Genomic DNA, 23,271 nt, shown 5'->3' on the forward strand with positions numbered 1-23,271 from the left:
ATTCATTAATTTTTTTTAAAAAAATAATGTCCCGTGTGGACCCGAGCGGATTCGAACCGCTGACCTCCTGCTTGCAAAGCAGGCATTCTAACCAGCTGAACTACGGGCCCACACGAGACACTATCAAGATGCTTTGTGAGTTGAATTTATCCAGGGATGATCAAATTGGCAAAACCTTTCAAGACGCCTTCAATTAAGTTTGTCATAATCAGAAAGCCAACAATTGAGGCCGCCATTCCGATCAGTTTGTAGGCAAGACGGCTACCACCTTCAGTTCCCAAATACTTTTCGGCGCTCGGAATACCGCCAATATTCTGATAAATCCAGTCAGCCTTTATGGTTATGGCAGCTCCGGCAGCCACCACAATTAATCCGAGAATAATTTGACCAATCATATATTTGTCTTGGCAATTAATTTTTATTTTTTGGTGGGTTCGAGAGGATTCGAACCTCTGACCTTCTCGGTGTAAACGAGACGCTCTAACCAGCTGAGCTACGAACCCAAAATGCGGACGAGAGGATTTGAACCTCCACGAGCTTGCGCTCACAGGCCCCTCAAGCCTGCGTGTCTACCAGTTCCACCACGTCCGCACAACAATTGAAGCGAAATAATTATTTCGCTTCAACTTTTTTTTCTTTCAGTCGTTTTTTGCTGGTTCGCAGGTAGTAGAGTTTTGACTGGCGAACTTTAGCTTGTTTCACCGGTTCAATTTTAATAACGTTTGGTGAGTGAATGGGAAATATTTTTTCCACCCCAACCCCTTCAGAAATTTTTCGAACGGTGATTGTGGCACCCGTCTGCTTGCCGTGCTTATGGGCCAAGATGATTCCTTCAAAGACCTGAATCCTTTTCTTTTCACCTTTTGGTCCTTGTTCGCTGATTTGTTGATGAACTTTTACGGTCATGCCAGGTTTAAGATCCGGTAAAGCTTGTCGGGCAACTTCTTTCTTTTTGTGTTCGACAGCGTCAGCCGCTTGTTTTTTATCTGCCATATAGTTGTCTTAAAATGATATGTGGTTAAAAATTAATACCCCTCAACTATAATCTAAATCGTTCCAAAAGTCAAGAGGTATATTTTAAATATTTTCGTTTATTATCTTAATAACCTGATTAATTGTTTCGGTCAATTTATGTGCCTTGTTGATGATGATGTAATCATACTTTTTTGCCAAAATAAGCTCTTTGCGGGCATTTTGCAGTCTGATCTTGAGGATAGCTTCCGGCATTTTTTCCCGGTGTTTAATACGTTTAGCGAGCTCATCAATATTTTCGGTTTTTAAGAAAATTAAGACGGTTTTGGCTGGCATTTTCTGCTTAATTTGTAGCGCCCCCTGAACGTCAATGTTCATCAAAAGGCTATTTTTTTTCAGCTCCTGAGCTACTACTTGAGCGTCCGTACCGTAGAAGTTATTATGTACCACGGCCCATTCTAAAAAATCACCCGCCGCAACTTTGGTGCGAAACTCTTCCTCGGAAACGTGGATAATGGTTTTGTCTTCTTTCTTCCCCAGCCGTTTCGTGCGCGTAGTATAAGTGACAGTTGTTTTTAAAAAGGGTAGTCTTTTTAAAACTCCCTTGGCAACGCTCGTTTTGCCGACACCACTTGGTCCGGAGATAATGAATACTTTATTTGTTTTTTTGTTCATGAAGAAAAGCGGTTAGTTTTTCAGGTAGCGGGGAATTAAATTCTACCCAATGGTTATCAAAATCATTGAATCCGATTTGGGCCGAATGCAAGAAGATCCTGCCAGGGTTAATAACTTTAACCTTATGTTGGAAGAAATGCAGAAAGTTTTTCTTTGGCTTGTAAATTTGGTCGCCAATAATTGGGTGGCCAATAGCAGATAAGTGTGCTCTGATTTGGTGGGTCCGGCCGGTTAGAATTTGGACTTCAAGTAACGTATAATCTTTAATATATTCTAATACTTTGTATTTAGTTTTGGCAACTTTGTCTTTGCTGTTAAATTTTTCGGTGCCACGCCGAGGATGGGCTACAAATTGGCCATCTTTATTTCGTCCAATCGGTAAATTGATTTCACCTTCGGGCTGAGTCGGATGCCCATAGACCAGTGCGTAGTAAATTTTTTTAACCTGGCGTTGCTTAAATTGTTCTTTTAGATGGTAAAACGTTTGATCATTTTTGGCGATAACGATTACACCAGAAACATCTTTATCAAGCCGATGAATAATACCACCGCGGTATTTGTATTCTCCGACGGTCTCGATTTCCGGATATTTTTGATGCACCCATTCAACAAGAGTGCCGGGTTCATTAAGGTCGGTCGGGTGAACCAAAAGACCATCTGGCTTGTCTAGTACCAAAAAATTGTTATCTTCAAAAATTATTTTCGGTTCCAGGGTAGTGGCTGACTGTTGGGTAACGGATGTCTCGGCTTTGGTTTCCGCATCGGGCAGTACGGTGATTTCATCATTAACTTTTAGGAATTGGTGGACCTTGGCTGGTTTGTTGTTAATTAAAACCAAACCCTGCTTGATCATTTTTTTTATTCTTGATCGAGAATCCTCGTGCAGTTTTTCGGTTAAAAACTTATCAAGGCGCTGGTTTTCATTTTCGTTAGTGATAATAATTTTTTCAAGCATATTTTTATTTAAGTAAGTTCCTCAGAAAGGCGAGTGCCTGCTGTTTGGTTTTTATTTTGCCGGCTAGCTGTGCCTCTCGGGCCGAAATCAATAGTTTGCCAATCAGTGGTCCGCTCGGTAATTTTAGGTTTTTAATAAGGTCGTTACCGGTCACCAGCGGCTTAATAAGGCCGTTTTTATTGCCTAAGCGTTGTTTGAGGCGGTTAATTCTTTTTTTAATCATTCGGTATTGGGTGAAATCAGGCCGGCCGGTTTTTTCAGGAATCGTAGCGGAAATATCCGCAAAAATCAACATCAGGAGTTCCGTGCCCGGAAAGTCCGGCTTGAAAAAATATTTTTCAATCGTAGTGTCTTTCATTTCAGAGTGTTTGGCATTTGCCGGCAGCATGTGTTTGGCAATGATTTTTTCAACGCGATTAATGTCAACGCCGGCGGAGGATAATTTTAGCCGTTCAGCAATCAGTCGCCATTTTTGAGCTGAGACATTGTCATGATTATTAAACCGAATTCGATCTTCGTGTTTAATGGTGTAGGGTTTGCCGAGGTCATGAAAGATAGTCGCCCAAATTAATTCAGGAGTGGGCTGTTGGTTTTTGAATTCCGCTTTAAATTTTTTGTCAGCAAGGTTTTCAACTGCCAGCATAGTGTGGATCCAACAGTCGCCTTCAGAATGCCAATTGGTCGGCTGCGGACAGTTTTTCATTTTTAGTAATTCAGGGATTAAAATTTTTAATGCTCCTGATTCGTCCAGTAGTTGAATCGTTTTGGTTGCATTGGCGCTCATTGCTTTGTTCAACTCTTTAGCTATAACCTCAAAGGGAACAATTGGTTTGCCCCCGACTGTTTTAAGATGTTTAATCTGGCGTTTAATTGCTGACCAAGTTTGGTGTTCAATTACAAAATTAAGCTGGGCACTAAATCTGATGGCTCGCAGCATGCGAGAATAGTCTTCTTTGAATCGTTGTGTTGGGGCGCCAACTGCCCGAATCACTTTATGGTTTAAGTCTTGAAGGCCTTGGTACGGGTCAAGTAATTTTTTATTTTTTACGTCATATGCAATGGCATTGATAGTAAAATCACGCCGGCCAAGATCATCTTCAATTTTTAATTTAGCGCTGCTGTTAATTTTAAAATCTTTGTAGCCGCCACTGAAGTTAATCGAGTGTTCGGTGCGCGGCAAAGCAATATCAATTTCAGTGCCAACCCAGCCTTTGGGAACAAACTTAAAGACGCCGAATTTTTTACCAACCAGATTAACTTTGCCATGGGCGGTTAAAAATTTTTCCAGTGTTGGTTTGGAAACGTTACGAACAACTAAATCAAAATCGGTCGTGGGGCGATTTAGAAGCATGTCGCGAACGGCACCGCCAACTAAAAAAATTTCAGCTTCCGGAAGCTGCTTATAAAATTGTTTGATGAATGGTTGAATAGACCACTTTTTTAACTTAATTGGAATATTTTTCATATCTTTATTTTACCACAAAAACCGGATTGACAGCCATTAGTTTGACGAAAACCAGAGAAATGGGCTACTCTTTTAGGTAGCGTTGTCGACTACACTGACAACGTTTTTTCGAACCCTACAACGTAGTTTTTTGGTAACCAGCAGGAAAGGAGAACCAGCACACTATGGCACACGGAAGCCACAAAACGACCAAGCACCACCGCGAAAAGAAGTGGAAGAATGGTAGTATGAAATTTCACCGTGGTGGCAAATCCGCCGGCAGCAATACCCGCAAGCGGAAGAAAAAGTAACATGGGCAAAAAGAGATCCCGATGGAAGAAAAACGGATATCGAAAGGGTCGTTGTTTGACTCAGAAATCGGAGGCAGCGAATGGGAGCACTCATAGCAGCGCCACCACCACTCGGCGGCGCGACCTACGCTCAGGCCGGCGTTGATATTGACGCCGGTAACAGCTTTGCCCGGATGGTCAAAGGTTTGATCGCTCAAGCCTGGCCGGAAGCGGCAGCCGAAATTGGCGGTTTTGCCGGCGGTGGTATCATCCCGGTCCTTAGTGGTGTGTTTCCCAGCCGCGTTGAAACCTCAACCGACGGCACGGGGACAAAGGCGATCTTGGCCGCCCTGGTCGAAGAATTTTCCGGCATCGGCCACGACGCCGTAGCGATGAGTGCCGTTGACACTTATGTCGTCGGCGCCAAACCGGTTTATCTGCTTGATAACCTGGACGTCGCGCGGCTAGAGCCAGCCAAGCATATTACAATCATCGAGAGCGTGATCGGCGCTTGCAAGCTTGCGGGCTGTAAGTTGGTCGGCGGTGAAACGGCTGAGCTTCCCGATCTGTTTAAGCATCCGTGGATGTTTAACCTGAACACCTCGGTTGTTGGATTTTCTTATCCGTCTAACGGAGAACTTTTTGGTCCAGTCGCGGTTAAGCCCGGCAATCTGGTTTATGGCTGGCTGTCGTACGGACTTGGTTCAAACGGTTTTTCGCTGGCGCGCAAAGTGTTTCAGTTGAAGGATCGCCCGTCACGCGCCAGAGTTCGTCTGGAGCGGACCTGGCCGGAACTTGGTGGCCAAACCTTAGCTGCTAGTTTACTACAGCCAACCCCCATTTACATCAGCGCGATTGAACAGCAGAAACCTTGTGGCGTGAAGTTTTTAGCACATGCCCACATTACTGGTGGCGGCATGGTGGAAAACATTCCGCGTTGCTTGCCGCCTGACTGCAAGGTGCGCATTGACCGTTCGCGCTGGTGTCGTCCCGCGATTTTTTCCTTAATTGAAAGATTGGGAAATGTCGACGGTGCCGAGATGGATCGAACTCTCAATCAGGGGCTGATGATGGTTTCGATCGTGTCGCAAAACGGCAAGCCGGTTGTCAATCCGCACGCCGTGCTGATTGGCGAAGTCGCCGCACGCGAGGGCAACGAGCCGCAAGTTGAACTGTCTGGTTCGTATCGTTAGGAGGGCCCAGTGTAGTATAGTGGCCAATAATAGTTTGTTCTTTTGTCCGACCTATCTTGGTCGTTTGACCGCGCGTTTACTGTTGATTGTAGCGCGGTTTTTTTAAAACAAAAAATACCTCTTGCAACAAGAAGTATTTTTTGGTGGGCGATAGTGGATTCGAACCACTGACCTCATCGATGTCAACGATGCGCTCTAACCAACTGAGCTAACCGCCCAAGACTTTACTAAGATACGCAATAATCGGCTAATTGTCAACTGAGTTCCTGTGTTTGGTACGCGCCACCCCTGGTCTTAAACCAGGGACATCCACCTTGGCTCATATATTTAGTGCGCCCACCTGGTCTCGAACCAGGGACATCCACCTTATAAGAGTGGCGCTCTAACCAACTGAGCTATGGGCGCACTAAATATACGAGAATGAAATTATGAGTGGTGCTAATCGGCGCACTAAGCACAGGAATTCGGTGGCGTTAAGACACCCTTCATTATAACAGCCGTCTTATTTTTGACCAAGCCTTTCTTTAATTCGATCAATGACGACTTGCTCCGCTTCTTGGAGGGTTTTTTGAGGAAGCTCAAATGCGGCAATACTTTTAGAACCGGTCGGGTTAAAATTATTTGTGAGGTAAAGAGCGTTATGATTTTTCAAAGTGTTAACTAAGACATTGACGGCGCCGTTAAATTGATAGATTAAAACCACGATTTCTACTCCCGGAACAAATGATATTAATTCTTCTACGACGTCAGATAAATCATTTGGGTTGGCGCCGGCCTCAATAAAGTCGTTGTCGGTTAGTAGTGACCAAACCAACGTGTTGCCGTTGCGGCTCTTAAGTCGGGCCAAGACTCGTCCCCAGAGATTTAGGGTAGGCAGATTTCTTGAGCGGTATAATTTTTTGATAATCAAATCGCGGTCGGCCTCAAGCCCTAATAGCTGGCTGGCAATTTCCAAAGTTTTTGGGGTAACCGTAACGGTTTTAAAGCTTTTGGTTTCGGCAATCATGCCGGTTAATAAACAGGTGGCGATATCTTTATCGAGTAAATTTTGATCAATTGTTTTGATTAACCGGAAAATAATTTCCGACCCTGCTACCGCATTGGGGTTGGTTAAGTTGATTTGTCCGTACTGCTCATTTTCTGCAGAGTGATCAATGTTGACGATTGTGGTATCGTAAAAAAATTCGGTGAAGTTTTGGTAGATATTGCCCAGGGAATCAAAGTCTGGCGCGTCAATCGTAAAGATTGCATCGTATTTGTACCCTGAACTCGTGGCTTCAACGTCATTTTTGTGAAACGATCCGGCCTTGGGAGTAACATAAATATTGAGCCGATCGTTTTCAATGTTGTAGCTAAACTCGTCAACGGCATTCTTTTTCAAATTAAGACTGATGATGAATTTTTCCAAGCCGGTAATATGAGGTTTAATGTCTTTGATGTTTGGTAGAAAATCAAGATTGTTAGGCACCGAAAAGCCATCACAGACAATATCAACCAGCTTATTTTGTTTTTTTAAAACCAAACCAAGCGCCAGTGCTGAGGCAATAGCATCTGCCGAATAATCTTTCTTGCAAACAATTAAAATGTGATGACTTCTTTTAATCGTTTCATGTACTTGTTGAGCCTCATTGAGAGCCATGACTGGAGCGCTTTTTGTTATCTTTAGTAAAGTAGTTAATTATACCTATTTAATAGGAATTTGTCATCTTAATTGTTGTGATACAGATTGTCAAGAATTCGGGCCAAAAACTTGATAAATCTAAGAAAATTGGCTAAAATATGAATATGTCAAAAACTGAGATTCCTAAAGCCTACGAACCAAAAACAGTTGAAGACTCTATCTACCAAATGTGGGAAGAGTCTGGTTTTTTTAACCCTGATAATTTACCCAAGGGGCATAAGCAGCCGTTTACCATCGCTATGCCGCCACCAAATGCAACCGGCACGCTGCATGTCGGCCATGCGGTAATGTTGGCAATTCAGGATATTGTTATTCGTCATCAGCGCATGAAAGGCCGCAAGGCACTTTGGTTGCCGGGTACCGATCATGCGGCAATTGCCACCAACGCTAAGGTTGAAAAGATTTTACAGGATCGGGAAGGGAAAACGCGATTTGATATTGGTCGCGAGGCGTTTATTAGTCGGGTGGAGCAGTTTATTGCCGAATCGCAGGCTACCATTATTAATCAGGTTAAGAAAATGGGTTCAAGTTGTGATTGGTCGCGGTTGCGTTATACGTTTGATGAGGGCTTGAGCCATGCGGTGTCATCGGCATTTGTGGAAATGTATAATGATGGCTTGATTTATCGCGGGGAGCGAATTGTTAACTGGTGTCCTCATTGTGGTTCAACCTTGGCTGATGATGAGGTTGAATATAAAGAAGAAATGACACCGTTTTATTATTTTAAATATGGTCCGGTGGTGATTGGTACCGCCCGGCCGGAGACGAAATTCGGTGATAAGGTCATTGTGGTTCATCCCGATGATCCTCGGTATCAAGATTTGATTAATAAAGAGCTGGAAGTCGACTGGATTTTAGGCAAGATTAAAGCCCGGGTGATTGCGGACTCGGCTGCGGAAATGGAAATGGGCTCTGGTGCGATGACGATTACGCCTGGTCACAGTTTTGTTGATTTTGAGCTGGCTCAAAAATACGGCATTGCCATTGAAAAGATTATTGATGAGTCTGGTCGCTTAACACAGGCGGCGGGGGAGTTAGCCGGATTGTCAGTTAAGGAGGCGCGCCGAAAAGTTGTCGAGTTATTACAAACTAAAAATCTGGTTGATCATATCGACGAAAACTACGTTCATAATCTGTCGGTTTGTTACCGTTGCGGTACACCCGTTGAGCCATTGGTTTCCAAACAATGGTTTGTTGATGTTAATAAACCGATTAAAAAATTTGGCGGTAAGACAATCAAAGAGCGGTCGCTGGAAGTAGTGCGCGGCGGCGAAGTTAAAATTATTCCTGAACGCTTTGAAAAAACTTATTATCACTGGATGGAAAATCTACGCGATTGGTGCATTTCGCGCCAGATTTGGTTTGGCCACCGGATTCCGGTTTGGTACCGCGGCGAAAATCAAGCTGAGATTTATGTTGGCAGTACGCCACCAAAAGGTGAAGGTTGGCAACAGGATCCCGATACCCTTGATACTTGGTTTTCTTCGGGACTATGGACATTTTCAACACTGGGTTGGCCAGATAAAACGGCCGACCTAAAAACTTTTCATCCGACATCGTTGATGGAAACCGGATATGACATTTTATTTTTCTGGATTGCTCGAATGATTATTATGACGACGTATTTGATTGAAGAAATTCCGTTTGAAACAGTATATTTGCATGGCTTGGTGCGCGATGAACAGGGTAGAAAAATGAGCAAGTCGCTTGATAACATTATTGATCCGCTGGACACCATCAGTAAATATGGCGCGGACGCGACGCGTCTGAGTTTGGTGATTGGCATGACGCCCGGAAACGACACTAATATGTCAGAGGCAAAAATTGCCGGGTACCGAAATTTTGTTAATAAACTTTGGAATATTTCGCGCTATATTTTAATGAACGTTAAGACAGTACGGTTGGTGGAATCTGCGCCAAAACCAAAAACGTTAGCTGATGAATGGATTTTGGCGGAACTTAACGAGTTAATTGTCAGCGCCACTGATAATTTGGAAAAGTATAACCTGTCGATTGTTGGCGAAAAAATTTATGAATTTACCTGGTCGAAGCTGGCCGATTGGTATGTTGAGATTGCCAAAATTGAAGGTGATAAAGACGAGCTGTTATTGTATATTTTACAAACCGTTTTGAAGTTATGGCATCCATACACGCCGTTTGTAACTGAGGAAATTTGGAAAAAAATTTCGCCAAATGAATTATTGTTAGTTCAACCTTGGCCGGAAGCTTCCGGCAAAATAAGTAAAGCGTCAGTTGCCAAGTTTGGCCTAGTTAAAAATGTGATTACCGGCATCAGAAATGTTCGGGCTGAGGCTAAAATTGCACCCTCACAACTGCTGGATGCTGTGGTAGTTGCTCCGAAGAATTCAAAATTATTCAAAGAGCAGGAAGCGGTAATTAAAACGTTAGCGCGGCTTAAGACGCTTGAACTAAAAACAGCCGCTGCTAAACCATCCCAGGCGTTAGCAGTGATTCTACCCCAAGTTGAGATTTATTTGCCGGTTTCTGGTATGATTGATGTAGCTAAGGAAGTTAAGCGCTTAACGGAAGAGATGACCCGGCTGACTGATTTTGTCCAGCATCTTGAGCAAAAATTAAGCAATGAGCGTTTCTTGGAGCGAGCACCCAAAGAAATTATTGCCGCAGAAAAAGAAAAGCTCGAAAGCAACAAGCTGAAATTAGCTAGTATTAATCAGCAACTTAAAACACTTACTTAACATGTCACATAAGCAAGCATTAATTGATGAAATTTTAACCCGCGGCGTGGAAAATATTTATCCCAATCCACAAGCTTTGGAACAAGCTTTAAAGTCGGGTAAAAAGCTTACTTTATACTGCGGATATGACCCAAATTCACCAACTTTGCATATTGGTCATGGCATTACGGTGAGAAAATTGGCAAAATTTTTGGCGCTGGGCCATAAGGTCATTTTTTTGTTTGGAGACTTCACCGGCCAGATTGGCGACCCCGACAAATTAAGCGTTCGCGAGCAGATCACTCATCAGCAGGTTTTAAAAAACTTAGCCGGCTGGAAAAAGCAGATTAAGAATTTAATTGATATTGACAAGGTTGAGTTTCGGTTTAATTCCAAGTGGCTGGCGAAACTGAATTTTGCAAACCTTATTGATATTGCTAAGCATTTCACTGTTCAGCAGATGTTGGACCGTGATATGTTTCAGGAGCGGCTAAAGATTAACCGCCCTATTTATTTACACGAATTTTTCTATCCGCTGATGCAGGCGTACGATTCGGTGGAAATGAATGTTGATTTGGAAGTTGGTGGCAACGATCAGACTTTTAATATGTTGGCCGGCCGGACATTAATGAAGGCAATGACGGGCAAAGAAAAAATGGTTTTAACCATGAAACTGCTGGAAGACCCGACTGGCAAGAAGATGGGTAAATCGGAAGGCAATATGATTACGCTGGCGGATTCACCAGAAGAGGTATACGGAAAAGTTATGAGCTGGACTGACGCAATGATTTTACCGGCTTTTGAAATTTTGACGGATGTACCGTTAACGGAAATGGAACAGATTAAGCAAGAATTAGCTGCCGGTCAAAACCCCAAAATTTTTAAGATGCAGTTGGCATATCAGGTAGTTAAGATTTATCACGGTCAAGCAGCTGCTACTGACGCCGAGCAAAATTTTAAGCAGGTTTTTGAGGATGGCTTGCGTCCCGATGAAATGCCGGTGGTGAAAACCAAGGTACGCGATATTATTGATGTGCTGGTGGCTACGAAATTAGCGGCTTCAAAATCGGAAGCCAGACGGCTTTTGGCGCAGGGTGCAGTGAAAGTGGACGGTAAAAAGATAACTGACGAAAATTATACTATCAAAAACATTGGCTCAGACGGCGTTGTTATTCAAAAAGGCAAGCGTCACTTTGCCAAAATCATTTAACCCTCAAACTATATGGCCCAAAAGATTTTAATCATTGAAGACGAAGAGTCGTTGATGAAAAATTTAAAGCTGGCCATTGATGGCGATTATAAAATTAGCACCTCAATGTCGGGAGTTGAGGGTTTGGCCAAAGCTAAAAAGGAATTGCCGGATTTGATTTTGCTTGATATTATGCTGCCGGACATGAATGGCATTGAAATTTTGCAAGCTTTAAAAGCTGACGAGAAAACTGATAGTATTCCGGTGATTGTGATGACTAATTTGAGTGACCAGGGGACGGTGAGCCAGATTTTAGCCGCCGGCGGCAAAGAGTACTTGGTAAAAAGTGACTGGAGTATTGACGACATTGTCAAAAAAGTAGAAGAGACTTTAAAGTAAAATATCCGAATTATAAAGATTAACAAGGGCTTAGGGCCCTTGTTTTATATTGACAAAATTATCTTTTTATGTTATATTGTTGATAACTTTAGTGCCAACCTACAAGGAGGATCAAGCACTATGCCAAGGCAGGACATGCATTTGTACGAAGTGGCGAAGGAGGTCGCGAAAGCCGTCGAGTTACTCGGCAGTACCAAGGACGATTTGAGTCCGCCGGAGCTCGGTCGCGAGATCGGCATCATCGTTCGGCAGGTGCAGGAGCACCAGCTTGAAATGAAGCACGTGCTCGCCGCCGGCCAGAGCGAAACGTTCGAGGAGTTTCTCGAAGCGCTCGACAACGTCGGGGACGTGCCGGATAACGTAGTTTATCCGATCTGTGCCACCCGGGACGGCAGCCTGATTCGGAAGGAATCATCCCCCGAAACCGGATGTATCCATCCGACCCGGCACGCCGCCAACCAATAACCTAACCGCATCCCGCCTGACCCTAGGACCGAACGAACGCAAAAAACGCGCTCGCTCGGTCCTCTTTCTTTTAGCAAAACAAAAGGCAGGGGGTAGGCCCTGCCTTGAGTACGGCGGTTACTAACAGTTATCGTCCTGTTTTGCTCGCCGGTCAATAAAACGGTAATATTGCTGGAAGTGTCGTTTCCAAAGTTTATCGTCAGCATCGCACATAACCTCTACGCTTGATTTGCGATTTTCAGGCTTGGCTAGCTGCTGTAAACTTTGTACCCCCTGCATATAATTAGACGCGCCAGATCAGGAAATATTACACTAGTAAGTTTTCATATGACTTTATTAGCTTTTCAAAAGCGGCGGCCCAAGTTTTATCCTGTACCGATGTTATAGCCGCTTGACTCATTGCTAGCTTTTTATCGTGGTTAGTAATGAGATAATTAATAGCCTGGTTAAAATCTTTAACATTAGGCTTGGCAATAAGTCCGGTTTTTTGGTGTTTGATCAGCTCTTGGGGCCCGCCTTGGGTGGTAACAATGGCGGGCAGGCCGCAGGCTTGTGCTTCAAGAATGACGTTGCCAAATGTATCGGTCATGGACGGAAAAATAAAAAAATCAGCGCTGGCATAGATTTCACTTAATTTTTTGCCGGTGAGATAACCAAAAAATTTTGCATTTGGCAGCTGTGATTTCAAGCCGGCGGTGTATGGTCCGTCGCCGGCTAACCACAGCTTAACGTCAGCTCGCCGCTTAAAAATTTCTACCAGCAAGTCCAAGTTTTTTTCGGTTGATAGTCTTCCGACATACAAAGCAATCGGCTGATGTTCTTTGAGTCGCGGATTTTTATATTTCGGGTTGAATATTTTAGTATCAACGCCGCGAGGAAAGATTTCAATTCGGGGATGAAACCCGGTTAATTTATTTTTTAGTATCAGGCTTGGCACCAGCAGTAAATCGGTTTTGGAGTAAAACCATTTTAGCAGCTGCCAGACCATGATTTGTGACAGATCGGCGACCGGATTTTTGATGGTTTGTGGTAATACCTTCAAGCTACTGCTAGTCCAGCTTTTGATATATTCATCAAGCATGGTGTGAAACACTCCTACCTTTGGCGCGTTGCTATTTGCTAATAGTATCGTGGCGGCTAACCCCAGCGAGCCGGGAGTGGCAAGGTGAAAAATATCGTATTGGTTGGGGTTAAAATTTTTTTTGAAGTGCGGTGAAATAATTCTAGTATCAAATGGCGGTAGGTCATAGTAATATTTGACCGGCCAGACTGCGGGTGATTCAATAATTCGAACCGATCCCTTGGTGGTGACGCGCGCCTTTTCACCAATGGTAAAAACGTCCAGCGTAATTTTTTTGGCTTGGCACCAGCGGGCAAAATGCTGGTAGGTTTTACTGACGCCGTTAACGCTGTAAAAACAGTCAGTAATTAAAGCGATTTTGATCATACTGTAAAGTGTGACATGTTTAGAAATATCGGATTCGTTCCCGACGATATAAACCGAGTTTTTTGCGCAGGACGTTTGCTTGCCGCAGCGGATAGGTAGTGGCGTGGAATGTTTCATGGAGCGGAGCAATTTCTTTTAAGTAACTGAGCGGATTTTTTTGGGCGGCATGCTCGTATGAACGGACTTCTTTGATTTTTGGCAGCACTGCTACCATGACTATTAATCTAACCAGCCCAGATAACAAAAACAGCATAATAAAAACACCGCTGCCTCCAAAATTCAAGAACTGGGTGATGACGCCGCCAAGAACCGCGCCGGCAAAAATTCCAATACCGCTTAGCAGGTTATAGTAGGCAACCATTAGGGCGCGGCGGGTTGGTTCAACCGAATCATAGATGAAGTTTGATGATGACAGATTAAACGCCGACCATCCCAGTCCGGCGACAAGCTGGGTGACAAAAATTAAAAATAAGGGGTTGGCGCTGACAGACCATAATAGCGGCACCAACAATAAAATTAAACTGCCGACTTTTACGGTTTCGCGGTTGCCGTATTTTTCAGAAAATCGTCCCCAGACAGGAAAGAATAGCAACATAAAAATGCTTACTGAAACGTTAACAGCAGCAAACCATAGCGGATTAAGCTTTAGAATTTTCCACATGTAGACCGCGTAAAATGGCCCGGCAATATTGGTGCCAAACATAATCAGCGCGACGTAGAGCGAGAACCGATTAAAATTAAAATAACGAATTTTTCTTAAGAATTGCCAGAAAGAAAAGTAGTAGTTTTTTTCTAATGTTAGATCTTCAATATAATGGCGGCGAAACATTAACGCTGAAATAAACCGGCTCAAGCCGGCAACGCCAAAGATGATGATAAATCCGTAGATGATTTCAAATTGTTGGAGATAGTAAAGCAAGAGTGCCCCGAGAATGGTGGCGCTAACCGAGAAGATGCCGGCAACCTTGTTGCGAAACGAGAAATAGCGGCCGCGGATATTTTCCGGTACGGCGTCACCCATAAGCGAAAACCACGCCGGACCGGCGAGCGAGCCGGTTAAGTTATATAAAACGTATGCCCCAATGAACAGGGGAACAAGATAGAGATTTTTGCCGCTGGCTAAAAATATCCAACCAATTGATGCTAAGAGAAAACAGGCTAATACTTGAGCCCCCACGCCCCAGAGGACAATTTTTTTCCGGTGCCATTTTTCAAGCAAGCGGCTGCCGATTAATTGGGCAAGCGGCCCGAGGAGGTTGGCAAAGCTTGCCAGTAATCCCGCCTCAAGGTTGGTGGCTTTAAGCTCTAGGGCGTAGGGCGTAATGTTATTTTCTACGCAGCCGACCATTACTGATGCCGCCGCGCCTTCTTTAACAGACAGTTTTCTGGTTTGGGCGAACAGTTTGGATTTAGATTTTTTTGAAGCTACGTCTGCCATAAATCGTCATTTTAAGGACAAAAGGCTATTCTAGTATAAAAATTTTAACACGTCTATTGATATATATGAATATGGCTGTAAGAATTTTTGGTTAATTCCGTCTCTTATTATAGAACCTTCGTTTAAAGGGCCAAGAATGGTATGATAATAGGGTAATTAGCAATTGACTATCATTAATTAACTAATTAATAATCAATACTATGATTAAAAAAATTTTTTTGTCATTAGCGACAATAGCCATGGTACTATCCATGACTATTAGTCCGGTTTTGGCGGCCGAAACCGCTGATCCAAATCTTGGGGCAGTAGTTAAAATCGCCGATAGCGATACCTTGTATTACATCGCGGCCGACGGCAAACGGTATGTGTATCCCAATGAAAAAATTTATAAAAGTTGGTTTTTTGATTTTTCAGAAGTTAAAACCATTAGTGCCGAGGATCTGGCAAAATATCCGCTGAATGGTAACATTCGCTATCGCCCCGGTGTGATTTTAATTAAGGTGCAGACCGACCCTAAGGTGTATGCCGTTGGGCAAGGAGGCATATTGCGCTGGATTAAAAATGAATTGTTGGCCAAGAAGTTGTACGGTGATAACTGGGCATCATTGATTGACGATCTGCCGGCATCATTTTTTGCTAATTACCAGGTTGGTGAAGATATTGATGATGATGCCGATTATGATGCTGATGACGAGGCTGAAAACACTGATACGGTTGAAAAAGATCGTGGCTTGCATTTAGGGCAGTTTATTGTGGGGAAAAAATCAAACACCATTCGCTGTCGAGTTATTAGCCGTGTTCGATCATTGATGTCAGATCATTCAAAGCGTTTTGATAATTTGTTTGAACGAATCTGTAAGCCAGATGATGATGACGACGATGATGATCAGGCCGACAAGACAGCGCCGGTAATCAGTGATGTATCGGTAACAGCATCAACTACTTCAGCTGTTATTAGCTGGAAGACTGATGAATTAGCAACCAGCAAAGTTACTTATGCCACTGAGCCGAAGGGTTCGGCCGATGATACCGACAGCGTGGTTAAAAAGAATTTAGTTACTAATCACGCCATTAAATTAACCGGACTGACCGCCAGCACCACTTACTACTTTATTGTTGAATCAAACGATGCTAATGGCAATAAGGCTACGACAACTGAAAAAATGTTTACGACCTCAGCCGTTCCTCCGGCTGACGTAACGGCGCCAGTCATTAGCAATATTTCAGTTTCCGCTTCGACCACTTTTGCTCTGGTGAGTTGGACCACTAATGAAGCGGCATCAAGCCAGATTGAATATGCGGTTGAATCACTAAGTACAGCTAGTACGACAATTAAAGTTGAAAATAGCAGTCTTGTTACCAACCATTCGTTGAATGTGTCAAGTTTGACTGCCAGTACAACGTACTACTTTATTATTGAGTCAAAAGACGCTAGTAACAATAAAGCAACTTCAACTCAGCAGGTATTTACGACTCTAGGACAGTAGGTACCCGGGTAACTACCATTTAGTAAAATTAGCCCCCAAGGCGGGGCTAATTTTATTTTGAACTGAAAGGTTTTTTGATTAAAGGCGTACTACCAATGTGTGGAGGGTGATATATCTTAAAAGCTAATTAATAAAAAAATCAGCTGTAGTATATAGTAACCCCCGTTAGTCACTACAGCCTAGCGGGGGTTACTATATGAGGAAATATATGGGAAAATTTATAAAATTTATCGGACGGCACAAGGGTATGTTTACTGTTGGAGTAGCTGTTTTAGGTGTTGGCAGTTATTTTGGATACCAATATTTTTTGAATCAGACAGCCACGTCTGAAGTGACGTATGTGACGTCTGAAGTGACAAGGGGTAACATTGTTTCGGCTGTTTCGGGTACTGGTTTAGTATCAGTTTCCAATCAGGTTGAGTTAAAGCCTGATGCTTCAGGTAAGATTGTTTATTTAAACATTAAAGCCGGACAAGAAGTCAAAAAAGGTGATTTGTTGGCTCAGCTTGATGCGACTGATGCCGTCCAGAGCGTTCGCGATGCTAAAGATAATCTTGAGAGTGCTAAATTAGCGTTAGAAAAGTTGACGGCGCCGATTGATGAATTAGATATTGTCAAAGCTAAAAATAGTCTGGCAAAAGCCGAAGAGGCACTGCCGAATGCCCAGGATGATTTAGCGAAAGCATATGAAGATGGCTATAACGACGTGGCGAATGTTTTTTTGGATTTGCCAAATATTATGTCGGGCCTGGAAAACATCTTGTTTGGGTATGAGTTTAAAGATGGACAGTGGAATATTGATTATTATAAAACGGTTGGTAAGCTGTATGACGAGGGTATTGAGGCATATGCCGATGCCGCACGTCTTAGCTATGATGCCGCCCGCGAAAGCTATGAAAAAAATTTTGATGACTATAAAGCCGCTAGTCGGCTTTCTGATCAGGAAACCGTTGCCGGTCTAATTGATGAAACATATGCTACGCTAAAAAGCGCTTCCGAAGCTATAAAGAAAACTAAAAACTTTTTAGATTTTTATGAAGACACTTTAACTAAGAAGAATGTTGAGGTATCTTCTAAGACGCAGGCCCACCAAACCAGTCTGGAAAATTATACAGGCACAACCAATGGACACTTGTCACAGATGTCGTCTGACCAAAATAGTATTGACGCGGCCCAGGAGGATATTATTAATGCCCAGCGCACTATTCAGGAACAGCAGGGTGCTTTAGATGATTTGTTGGCGGGTGTTGATCCGCTTGACGTTCGGTCTCAGGAATTGACAATTAAACAGCGTGAAAGTTCATTGCAATCTGCTCAACAAAAATTGGCTGATTATTACGTCCGTGCGCCGTTTGACGGCGTCATTGCTGAAGCAACCGCCCAGCTTGGCGAATCGGCTTCTTCCGGAACTTCCATTGCGACTCTAATAACCAAACAAAAAATTGCCGAGGTGACGCTCAATGAAATTGACGCCGCTAAAGTGAAAGTCGGCCAGCGGGCAACACTAACGTTTGATGCGGTGTCTGACTTGTCAATTACTGGTGAAGTAGTGGAAATTGACACGTTGGGAGAAGTATCGCAGGGCGTAGTGAGTTATGGTATTAAAATTGGTTTTGATGTACAAGATGATCGGGTTAAGCCGGGAATGAGCGCTAGCGTGAGTATTATTATTGAATCACGACAAAATGTTTTGACCGTTCCCAGCGGTGCGGTAAAGAATTCGACAGGTAGCAGCTACGTGGAAGTGCTAGTTGACGGCGTACCGCAACAAAAAACCATTATTCTTGGTATTAGTGACGATACCGCCGTTGAAGTTACCGATGGGCTGGTTGAAGGTGATCGGGTTATTACGTCGCAAAAAACCGGCTCTAGTAGCCAGTCTTCACAATCAAACAGCACTAATTCGGGCCCTGGCGGCAACGATGCAATGCGAGGCATGATGCAGTTGACTCGGTAAAATATGATTACGTGTGATCGGATTGATAAAATTTACACGACTGGTGAAAACGAATTCAAAGTTTTGAACGATATTTCATTTGAAATAAAAAAGGGAGAATTTGTGGCGATTGTTGGACCGTCCGGATCCGGAAAGTCAACACTCATGCATATTTTAGGGGCGTTGGACCGTCCAACGTCTGGCAAATATTTTTTGAATGGCAAAGATGTGTTTGAACTCTCCAATGATGAGCTGGCAGAAATTAGGTCTCAGCATATTGGTTTTGTGTTTCAATCATTTAATTTGTTGTCTCGCTCAACAGTTTTAAGAAATGTAATATTGCCGTTGATTTATGATACTAAAATTTCCAAGTCTGACCGGCTGGCCAAAGCAAAAAACGCATTATTGGCGGCTGGATTAGAAGAAGGTCGATGGCACCATTTATCTAACCAGCTTTCCGGCGGCCAGATGCAGCGTGTTGCCATTGCGCGAGCGTTGGTTAATGAGCCTGATTTGATTTTAGCTGATGAACCGACTGGCAACCTCGATTCAAAAACCGGCGATATCGTGTTGGAAACTTTTCAGAAATTGAATCGTGAAAAAGGCCATACGATTGTGTTGATTACTCATGAGAAATATGTTGCCGAACATGCCGATCGGGTGATTGAAATTAAAGATGGACAAATCTCGGTTGATCGCCAGAGTCATAATTTTTTAAAAGATAAATAGTATGTTGTTGTCTGATCTGTTTCAAGAAACTTATTTTTCTTTGAATGCTAACAAATCAAGAAGCGTTTTGACGATTTTGGGCATTGTTATTGGCATTGGTTCGGTAATAACTATGATCAGCGTTGGGCAGGGGGCAACTTCCAGTATTCAGACTAACATCCAATCGTTGGGAACTAATTTACTAGTGGTGACACCCGGTTCGCAGCAAGGTCCTGGTATGGTGGTGCGCGGTGGTTTTGGCACCGCCACAACCTTGACGCTTGAAGACTCGGAAGCGATTGAAAGTGGCATTAGTGACATTGAAACGGTTGCACCAGCTACCAGTAGTCGTAAACAGATTACGACGACTAAAGGAACTAATACCAACACCAGCGTGTATGGTGTCACTGGTGCATATCAATCAGTTAAAAATGTTGAAATTGAGTTAGGGTCGTTTATTAGCGATCAGCACGTGGCCAACATCTCTAAAGTAGTAGTATTAGGGCCGACGACTCGCGATGATTTGTTTGGCGATAATGTGGACGCAGTCGGACAAAAAATTCGGATTGAGGGGTTGGAGTTTACCGTTATTGGTATTACGGTGTCCAAGGGTGGCACCGGTTTTGGCAGTGCTGACGATTTGATGTATATTCCGATTTCTACAGCCCAAAAATATGTTACCGGCAGTGATGGTGTTTCTAGCATCAATGTCCAGGTTACAAGAGAAGATTTAATGACTCAGGTTCAGGCTGAAATTACGAATTTGTTATTAGTGCGGCATAAAATTTCTGATGCGACCCAAGCTGATTTCTCCATCGTTAATCAGGCAGATGTTTTAGGGGCTTTGAGTTCAGTTACCGGAACATTAACGTTGTTACTTGGGGCAATCGCCGGCATCTCTTTATTGGTGGGCGGTATTGGCATTATGAATATGATGTTAACAACAGTTACAGAACGCACGCGTGAGATTGGTTTACGAAAATCACTTGGCGCTAAAAATCGAGATATCAGCTGGCAATTTTTGGCCGAGTCGGTGGCGCTGACTTTTATAGGTGGTGTTATCGGCGTTGCTTTAGGTTGGTTGGCGGCATATGCCGTTGAACAATTCAGCGGCACCGCTACAGTGGTAACGCTGTCTTCGGTTGTTTTGGCGTTTGGTGTTTCAGCCGCAATCGGCATTGTCTTTGGATATTATCCGGCCCGTCGGGCGGCAAAGTTAAACCCCATCGATGCTTTGCGATATGAATAAATATTTTAACTAGTTTAATCAAAATAATTTATGAGATCATTATATGTGATTATGGTCCTTTCAGTGGTGTTGGCTGGGTGTGTTGCTAATCAGAATAAAAGCGACATTGCTCGCACGTTAACTAATCAAGATCAGGCCGAGGTTAACGCCGACGGACAGTCACCAAAGCTTAATGATAATTTTTTAGTTGCCAGCACGACTGATTTGCTTTTGGGAACAAAAGTTATGGTCATGGGTTCTGATGACGCAACGGGGGCTATTGCAGCTGGTCGAATTATTATTGGTAACGCCGATACTAATTTTGATGAATTTATTTCCGGTACTATGATGGCCGGTCCGCGGCCGGAAGGTCAACTAAAAGATCAAGATAATAATCAGGATGCTAACGTTACACCGCCAGTCGATGATGCTACACCAAGAATGGGTCTGCCGGAGGGTTTTAAAAATATGACGGATGAACAGCGCGCCCAGATGCGCGCTCGATTTGAGCAGTCTGGTGGCACCGCTTCGGGCCAGGCCCGCCGGGCTGGGGGTATGGCCGTTACGCGGGCGGTGGGGCAGATTATGAAGGTTGATGAAACCAGTTTAACAATTAAACTTGATGATGGTGGTTCGAAATTGATATTTATTTCTGGGACAACCACTATATTAAAAATAAAATAATTATAAAAAATAAAACTAGCACCAATAAAAAGGGGCTAGTTTTATTTTTTTAATTTGCGCCGGTTGCTGATATGAGTTGATTGATAACGAAGCTGGCGAGAGCGTAGGCGCTAAAGACAATAATCATGCCAATGACGCCGGCGGCAATCGCCGCGCGGCCGTTACTGTTTTTCTTTTGATCGCCACCTGACAACATAATTAAAAATCCGCCAAAGACAATGCCGGCAATCGCCAGGACTCCCAAAAAACCAAACAGGACTCGGACAATGCTCATGATGCTTTCGCGCAGGTCTTTGGTGCCAAGTCCGGTCTGGGCGCCATACTGCAGACCGGTGTCTAGCGCTAGGGCAGGGGAGCTAATCAAGCTGATTAATAAAACAAATAGTAAACTTGGTAGTATAATTCTCATATTATTTAGTGACAGCCTCTTCTCGTTTAGCCTTTAATTTTTTTATCCGATTGTCTGATAGGGATGCCCAGGCCAAGACGCCAATGGCTGTTGAAAGTGCTTGTTTTTCTGCAGGGCTAAGCGCGGGGTTTTCTAAGAGATCGACAAGAATTGTTGCTGCTTTTTTATACTCCATAGTTATAGTGCTTCTGCATTTCCGGCGTTTGGGTTTGGATCGTTTGGGTCTGGACATTCGCCGTCGAAGTTAGATTGAGCATTACAAAGTGTTCCGTCAATTCTTTTGCACATGGGAGTTTGTGTCCCAACGCCCTTAACCTGTCCGCCGGTAATAGCACAAAAAATTTCGGCCTCATTTTCGTAGCCAGTAATTTTAACGCCGCCGACCGGGCAGTTGCCTCGTAGCAGTGCCCACTCCTCACATTGTCGATTATCATCAAAAAGACAAACACCATATTCGCCATTTTTGTTTTTTTTAATTTCCAGCCGTCCGCCTTTTTGTAGGCAGTTAGTTGAAGCGGGGTTGGCTTGGTTTACTACCAGCGGAGGCTGTTCGTTGGTGGTAAACGCCTCCGTCTTGGTGGGGGTAGAGGGGCTCTGACAGCCGGCTAGTATTAATGTTAAACTCACCCCAAAAATTAGAAACATTTTTTTCATATTGGCAATAATCCTTATGAAAATTGTGATTAAAGTTATCAATTAAATTAATTGTATCACTTTTAGGTATTGTGTGAAACAAAAAACCAGCGTATCAACGCTAGTTTTTGAGGGGGGGGTATTGATCCGAAGAGTAAGTCGTCCATTATTTATTGCATGATTTTATATTTTTTTGGTAGCAGTAGTGAGGCTATTATTGATAAGGTAAGCACTCCGATGATTACACTAAATGATGCTAGCGATGAGATGTGTATGTCAAATATTCCGGAAAGCATTTTTAGGCCAATAAAAAATAAAATTAAAGCCAGCCCTTTTTGCAAGTGATGGAAAATATGCAAAATGTTTTCTATTAAAAAAAATAAGGCCCGTAATCCCATGATAGCAAAAATATTTGAAGTATAAACAACAAATAAACTCTGGGAAATAGCAAATACGGCTGGTATTGAATCAACTGCAAAAATGATGTCAGATGTCTCAATCAGCAAAATGGCAAGAAATAATGAGGTGACATAAATTTTGCCGTTTTCTTTCAGGAAGAATTTACCGTTGTGATGATTGGCTGTGATTGGTAATATTTTTTTAGCAATTTTTATCACTCGGTTTTTATTGAAATCAATATGTTCTTCTTTTTTTGCCCTTATAATTTTTATACCTGTATAAATTAAAATAATCCCAAAAACATAAAGTATCCAATGGAACTGGTTAACGATGTAAGCGCCGGCACCGATAAAAATGCCACGAAAGACAATCGCTCCCATAATTCCCCAAAATAGCACCCGATGATGATATTTTTCTTCTAATTTAAAATAATTTAAAATGAGGAGTATCACAAATAAATTATCTACTGATAGCATTTTTTCCGTGATATAAGCGCTCATAAATTCCGCGGCCAATTCTCGACTCATGAATAAGAAAATTAGAAAAGCAAAGGCAAAAGAAATGGCAATCCAAAAAATTGATAACCACAGGGCCTCTTTAAACTCTATTTTATGGCTTTTTCGGTTAAAATAACCAAGGTCAATTGCCAAAAAACCAAGAATTATGACGCTAAATATTATTAGAAGGTAGGTTTGAGCTTGCATAAATTTTATAAAAAAATAAAACCGACGAATGCCGGTTATAATTGATACTGTTTTGTTGCTTCAAGATACTCTTTTCCAGAGATCTATTATTTTGCTGCTTTGCACAGTACCCAAGGCTTTTTTATTATAATCGTTTTTTCAAAAGTAGGCAAGTTTGATTTGGGTACAAAAAACCAGCGCTTGAACGCTGATTTTTTGATGGGGTCGGGAAGGGGATGACGTTAGAATTAGATTATGTG

Annotated in this window: 23 protein-coding genes and 5 tRNA genes; 10 read left to right on the forward strand and 18 right to left on the reverse strand. The window is 42.9% G+C overall.

Going from position 1 to position 23,271, the window contains the following annotated elements; translation table 11 throughout:
- Positions 1–36 precede the first annotated feature (36 nt).
- The 8 genes from HUU49_03155 to HUU49_03190 all read right to left on the reverse strand — a co-directional run bounded on the left by HUU49_03155 (position 37) and on the right by HUU49_03190 (position 4,067).
- Positions 37–110: transfer RNA gene (locus HUU49_03155), tRNA-Ala, on the reverse strand.
- Positions 111–146: 36 nt separating this feature from the next.
- Positions 147–395 carry a hypothetical protein gene (locus tag HUU49_03160; GenBank protein ID NUM25600.1) on the reverse strand — a complete coding sequence of 83 codons (249 nt, stop codon included), beginning with the start codon at positions 393–395 and terminating at the stop codon, positions 147–149.
- Positions 396–426: 31 nt separating this feature from the next.
- Positions 427–503 (reverse strand) — tRNA-Val (locus HUU49_03165).
- Between the two features lie 4 nt (positions 504–507).
- Positions 508–591: transfer RNA gene (locus tag HUU49_03170), tRNA-Leu, on the reverse strand.
- 21 nt (positions 592–612) lie between these two features.
- On the reverse strand, positions 613–993 hold the full coding sequence (gene rplS / locus HUU49_03175; protein NUM25601.1) for a 50S ribosomal protein L19: 381 nt from the start codon (positions 991–993) through the stop codon (positions 613–615).
- An 84-nt stretch (positions 994–1,077) separates the two neighbouring features.
- A complete protein-coding gene (gmk, locus tag HUU49_03180; protein ID NUM25602.1) occupies positions 1,078–1,647 on the reverse strand; it encodes a guanylate kinase in 570 nt (189 codons plus the stop codon).
- Positions 1,628–2,602, reverse strand: a complete 975-nt coding sequence (locus HUU49_03185) for an RluA family pseudouridine synthase (protein NUM25603.1) — start codon at positions 2,600–2,602, stop codon at positions 1,628–1,630. The genes gmk and HUU49_03185 overlap by 20 nt, the downstream gene beginning before the upstream one ends.
- Positions 2,603–2,606: 4 nt before the next feature.
- Complete coding sequence (locus HUU49_03190; protein NUM25604.1) at positions 2,607–4,067, reverse strand: CCA tRNA nucleotidyltransferase; 1,461 nt, start codon at positions 4,065–4,067, stop codon at positions 2,607–2,609.
- Between the two features lie 370 nt (positions 4,068–4,437).
- Here HUU49_03190 and HUU49_03195 point away from each other — a divergent pair, with 370 nt between their 5' ends.
- Positions 4,438–5,529, forward strand: coding sequence for a phosphoribosylformylglycinamidine cyclo-ligase (locus HUU49_03195; protein NUM25605.1), 1,092 nt, complete (start codon positions 4,438–4,440; stop codon positions 5,527–5,529).
- Between the two features lie 141 nt (positions 5,530–5,670).
- On the opposite strand, the gene HUU49_03200 is transcribed toward HUU49_03195, so the two are convergent.
- From HUU49_03200 to HUU49_03210, 3 genes are all read right to left on the reverse strand, one after another.
- Positions 5,671–5,747: transfer RNA gene (locus HUU49_03200), tRNA-Val, on the reverse strand.
- A gap of 113 nt (positions 5,748–5,860) precedes the next feature.
- A tRNA-Ile gene (locus tag HUU49_03205) sits at positions 5,861–5,934 on the reverse strand.
- Positions 5,935–6,031: 97 nt separating this feature from the next.
- Positions 6,032–7,168: a hypothetical protein gene (locus tag HUU49_03210; GenBank protein ID NUM25606.1), complete on the reverse strand. Its 1,137-nt coding sequence runs from the start codon at positions 7,166–7,168 to the stop codon at positions 6,032–6,034.
- Positions 7,169–7,308: 140 nt separating this feature from the next.
- On the opposite strand from HUU49_03210, the gene HUU49_03215 reads away from it, so the two are divergent.
- The 4 genes from HUU49_03215 to HUU49_03230 all read left to right on the forward strand — a co-directional run bounded on the left by HUU49_03215 (position 7,309) and on the right by HUU49_03230 (position 11,959).
- Positions 7,309–9,927: a valine--tRNA ligase gene (locus tag HUU49_03215; GenBank protein NUM25607.1), complete on the forward strand. Its 2,619-nt coding sequence runs from the start codon at positions 7,309–7,311 to the stop codon at positions 9,925–9,927.
- Between the two features lies 1 nt (position 9,928).
- The gene (locus tag HUU49_03220) at positions 9,929–11,116 is read left to right on the forward strand and encodes a tyrosine--tRNA ligase (GenBank protein NUM25608.1); all 1,188 of its coding nucleotides are present in this window, start codon (positions 9,929–9,931) and stop codon (positions 11,114–11,116) included.
- 12 nt (positions 11,117–11,128) lie between these two features.
- A complete protein-coding gene (locus HUU49_03225; GenBank protein NUM25609.1) occupies positions 11,129–11,494 on the forward strand; it encodes a response regulator in 366 nt (121 codons plus the stop codon).
- Between the two features lie 135 nt (positions 11,495–11,629).
- Positions 11,630–11,959, forward strand: coding sequence for a hypothetical protein (locus HUU49_03230; GenBank protein ID NUM25610.1), 330 nt, complete (start codon positions 11,630–11,632; stop codon positions 11,957–11,959).
- A gap of 120 nt (positions 11,960–12,079) precedes the next feature.
- On the opposite strand, the gene HUU49_03235 is transcribed toward HUU49_03230, so the two are convergent.
- The 3 genes from HUU49_03235 to HUU49_03245 are packed head-to-tail and all read right to left on the reverse strand — an operon-like array spanning position 12,080 to position 14,844.
- On the reverse strand, positions 12,080–12,238 hold the full coding sequence (locus HUU49_03235) for a hypothetical protein (GenBank protein NUM25611.1): 159 nt from the start codon (positions 12,236–12,238) through the stop codon (positions 12,080–12,082).
- Between the two features lie 28 nt (positions 12,239–12,266).
- Positions 12,267–13,406: a glycosyltransferase family 1 protein gene (locus HUU49_03240; protein ID NUM25612.1), complete on the reverse strand. Its 1,140-nt coding sequence runs from the start codon at positions 13,404–13,406 to the stop codon at positions 12,267–12,269.
- A 19-nt stretch (positions 13,407–13,425) separates the two neighbouring features.
- A complete protein-coding gene (locus HUU49_03245) occupies positions 13,426–14,844 on the reverse strand; it encodes an MFS transporter (GenBank protein ID NUM25613.1) in 1,419 nt (472 codons plus the stop codon).
- A gap of 200 nt (positions 14,845–15,044) precedes the next feature.
- On the opposite strand from HUU49_03245, the gene HUU49_03250 reads away from it, so the two are divergent.
- The 5 genes from HUU49_03250 (at position 15,045) to HUU49_03270 (ending at position 20,887) form a co-directional block, all read left to right on the forward strand.
- Complete coding sequence (locus tag HUU49_03250; protein NUM25614.1) at positions 15,045–16,331, forward strand: fibronectin type III domain-containing protein; 1,287 nt, start codon at positions 15,045–15,047, stop codon at positions 16,329–16,331.
- A gap of 208 nt (positions 16,332–16,539) precedes the next feature.
- Positions 16,540–18,288, forward strand: a complete 1,749-nt coding sequence (locus tag HUU49_03255; protein ID NUM25615.1) for an efflux RND transporter periplasmic adaptor subunit — start codon at positions 16,540–16,542, stop codon at positions 18,286–18,288.
- Positions 18,289–18,291: 3 nt separating this feature from the next.
- Positions 18,292–18,996 (forward strand): ABC transporter ATP-binding protein, encoded by a 705-nt coding sequence (locus HUU49_03260; protein ID NUM25616.1) that lies wholly within the window; start codon positions 18,292–18,294, stop codon positions 18,994–18,996.
- A gap of 1 nt (position 18,997) precedes the next feature.
- Complete coding sequence (locus tag HUU49_03265; protein ID NUM25617.1) at positions 18,998–20,224, forward strand: ABC transporter permease; 1,227 nt, start codon at positions 18,998–19,000, stop codon at positions 20,222–20,224.
- 30 nt (positions 20,225–20,254) lie between these two features.
- Complete coding sequence (locus HUU49_03270; GenBank protein ID NUM25618.1) at positions 20,255–20,887, forward strand: hypothetical protein; 633 nt, start codon at positions 20,255–20,257, stop codon at positions 20,885–20,887.
- A gap of 49 nt (positions 20,888–20,936) precedes the next feature.
- Here the strand turns inward: HUU49_03270 and HUU49_03275 are convergent, their stop codons facing one another.
- The 4 genes from HUU49_03275 to HUU49_03290 form a co-directional block, all read right to left on the reverse strand.
- On the reverse strand, positions 20,937–21,296 hold the full coding sequence (locus HUU49_03275) for a hypothetical protein (GenBank protein NUM25619.1): 360 nt from the start codon (positions 21,294–21,296) through the stop codon (positions 20,937–20,939).
- A gap of 1 nt (position 21,297) precedes the next feature.
- A complete protein-coding gene (locus tag HUU49_03280) occupies positions 21,298–21,471 on the reverse strand; it encodes a hypothetical protein (protein ID NUM25620.1) in 174 nt (57 codons plus the stop codon).
- 2 nt (positions 21,472–21,473) lie between these two features.
- Entirely contained in the window at positions 21,474–21,950 is a 477-nt protein-coding gene (locus HUU49_03285; GenBank protein NUM25621.1) for a DUF333 domain-containing protein, read from the reverse strand.
- A 149-nt stretch (positions 21,951–22,099) separates the two neighbouring features.
- Positions 22,100–23,032, reverse strand: coding sequence for a TerC/Alx family metal homeostasis membrane protein (locus HUU49_03290; GenBank protein NUM25622.1), 933 nt, complete (start codon positions 23,030–23,032; stop codon positions 22,100–22,102).
- Positions 23,033–23,271 lie beyond the last annotated feature (239 nt).

Source organism: Candidatus Buchananbacteria bacterium (assembly GCA_013359225.1).
Taxonomy (GTDB): Bacteria; Patescibacteriota; Patescibacteriia; order Buchananbacterales; family UBA6539; genus JABWCG01.

Bases quoted from the DNA above. Each gene is read 5' to 3' on its own strand.
- HUU49_03160 (NUM25600.1), bottom strand. From the start codon at position 395: ATGATTGGTCAAATTATTCTCGGATTAATTGTGGTGGCTGCCGGAGCT.
- rplS (NUM25601.1), bottom strand. From the start codon at position 993: ATGGCAGATAAAAAACAAGCGGCTGACGCTGTCGAACACAAAAAGAAA.
- gmk (NUM25602.1), bottom strand. From the start codon at position 1,647: ATGAACAAAAAAACAAATAAAGTATTCATTATCTCCGGACCAAGTGGT.
- HUU49_03185 (NUM25603.1), bottom strand. From the start codon at position 2,602: ATGCTTGAAAAAATTATTATCACTAACGAAAATGAAAACCAGCGCCTT.
- HUU49_03190 (NUM25604.1), bottom strand. From the start codon at position 4,067: ATGAAAAATATTCCAATTAAGTTAAAAAAGTGGTCTATTCAACCATTC.
- HUU49_03195 (NUM25605.1), top strand. From the start codon at position 4,438: ATGGGAGCACTCATAGCAGCGCCACCACCACTCGGCGGCGCGACCTAC.
- HUU49_03210 (NUM25606.1), bottom strand. From the start codon at position 7,168: ATGGCTCTCAATGAGGCTCAACAAGTACATGAAACGATTAAAAGAAGT.
- HUU49_03215 (NUM25607.1), top strand. From the start codon at position 7,309: ATGAATATGTCAAAAACTGAGATTCCTAAAGCCTACGAACCAAAAACA.
- HUU49_03220 (NUM25608.1), top strand. From the start codon at position 9,929: ATGTCACATAAGCAAGCATTAATTGATGAAATTTTAACCCGCGGCGTG.
- HUU49_03225 (NUM25609.1), top strand. From the start codon at position 11,129: ATGGCCCAAAAGATTTTAATCATTGAAGACGAAGAGTCGTTGATGAAA.
- HUU49_03230 (NUM25610.1), top strand. From the start codon at position 11,630: ATGCATTTGTACGAAGTGGCGAAGGAGGTCGCGAAAGCCGTCGAGTTA.
- HUU49_03235 (NUM25611.1), bottom strand. From the start codon at position 12,238: ATGCAGGGGGTACAAAGTTTACAGCAGCTAGCCAAGCCTGAAAATCGC.
- HUU49_03240 (NUM25612.1), bottom strand. From the start codon at position 13,406: ATGATCAAAATCGCTTTAATTACTGACTGTTTTTACAGCGTTAACGGC.
- HUU49_03245 (NUM25613.1), bottom strand. From the start codon at position 14,844: ATGGCAGACGTAGCTTCAAAAAAATCTAAATCCAAACTGTTCGCCCAA.
- HUU49_03250 (NUM25614.1), top strand. From the start codon at position 15,045: ATGATTAAAAAAATTTTTTTGTCATTAGCGACAATAGCCATGGTACTA.
- HUU49_03255 (NUM25615.1), top strand. From the start codon at position 16,540: ATGGGAAAATTTATAAAATTTATCGGACGGCACAAGGGTATGTTTACT.
- HUU49_03260 (NUM25616.1), top strand. From the start codon at position 18,292: ATGATTACGTGTGATCGGATTGATAAAATTTACACGACTGGTGAAAAC.
- HUU49_03265 (NUM25617.1), top strand. From the start codon at position 18,998: ATGTTGTTGTCTGATCTGTTTCAAGAAACTTATTTTTCTTTGAATGCT.
- HUU49_03270 (NUM25618.1), top strand. From the start codon at position 20,255: ATGAGATCATTATATGTGATTATGGTCCTTTCAGTGGTGTTGGCTGGG.
- HUU49_03275 (NUM25619.1), bottom strand. From the start codon at position 21,296: ATGAGAATTATACTACCAAGTTTACTATTTGTTTTATTAATCAGCTTG.
- HUU49_03280 (NUM25620.1), bottom strand. From the start codon at position 21,471: ATGGAGTATAAAAAAGCAGCAACAATTCTTGTCGATCTCTTAGAAAAC.
- HUU49_03285 (NUM25621.1), bottom strand. From the start codon at position 21,950: ATGAAAAAAATGTTTCTAATTTTTGGGGTGAGTTTAACATTAATACTA.
- HUU49_03290 (NUM25622.1), bottom strand. From the start codon at position 23,032: ATGCAAGCTCAAACCTACCTTCTAATAATATTTAGCGTCATAATTCTT.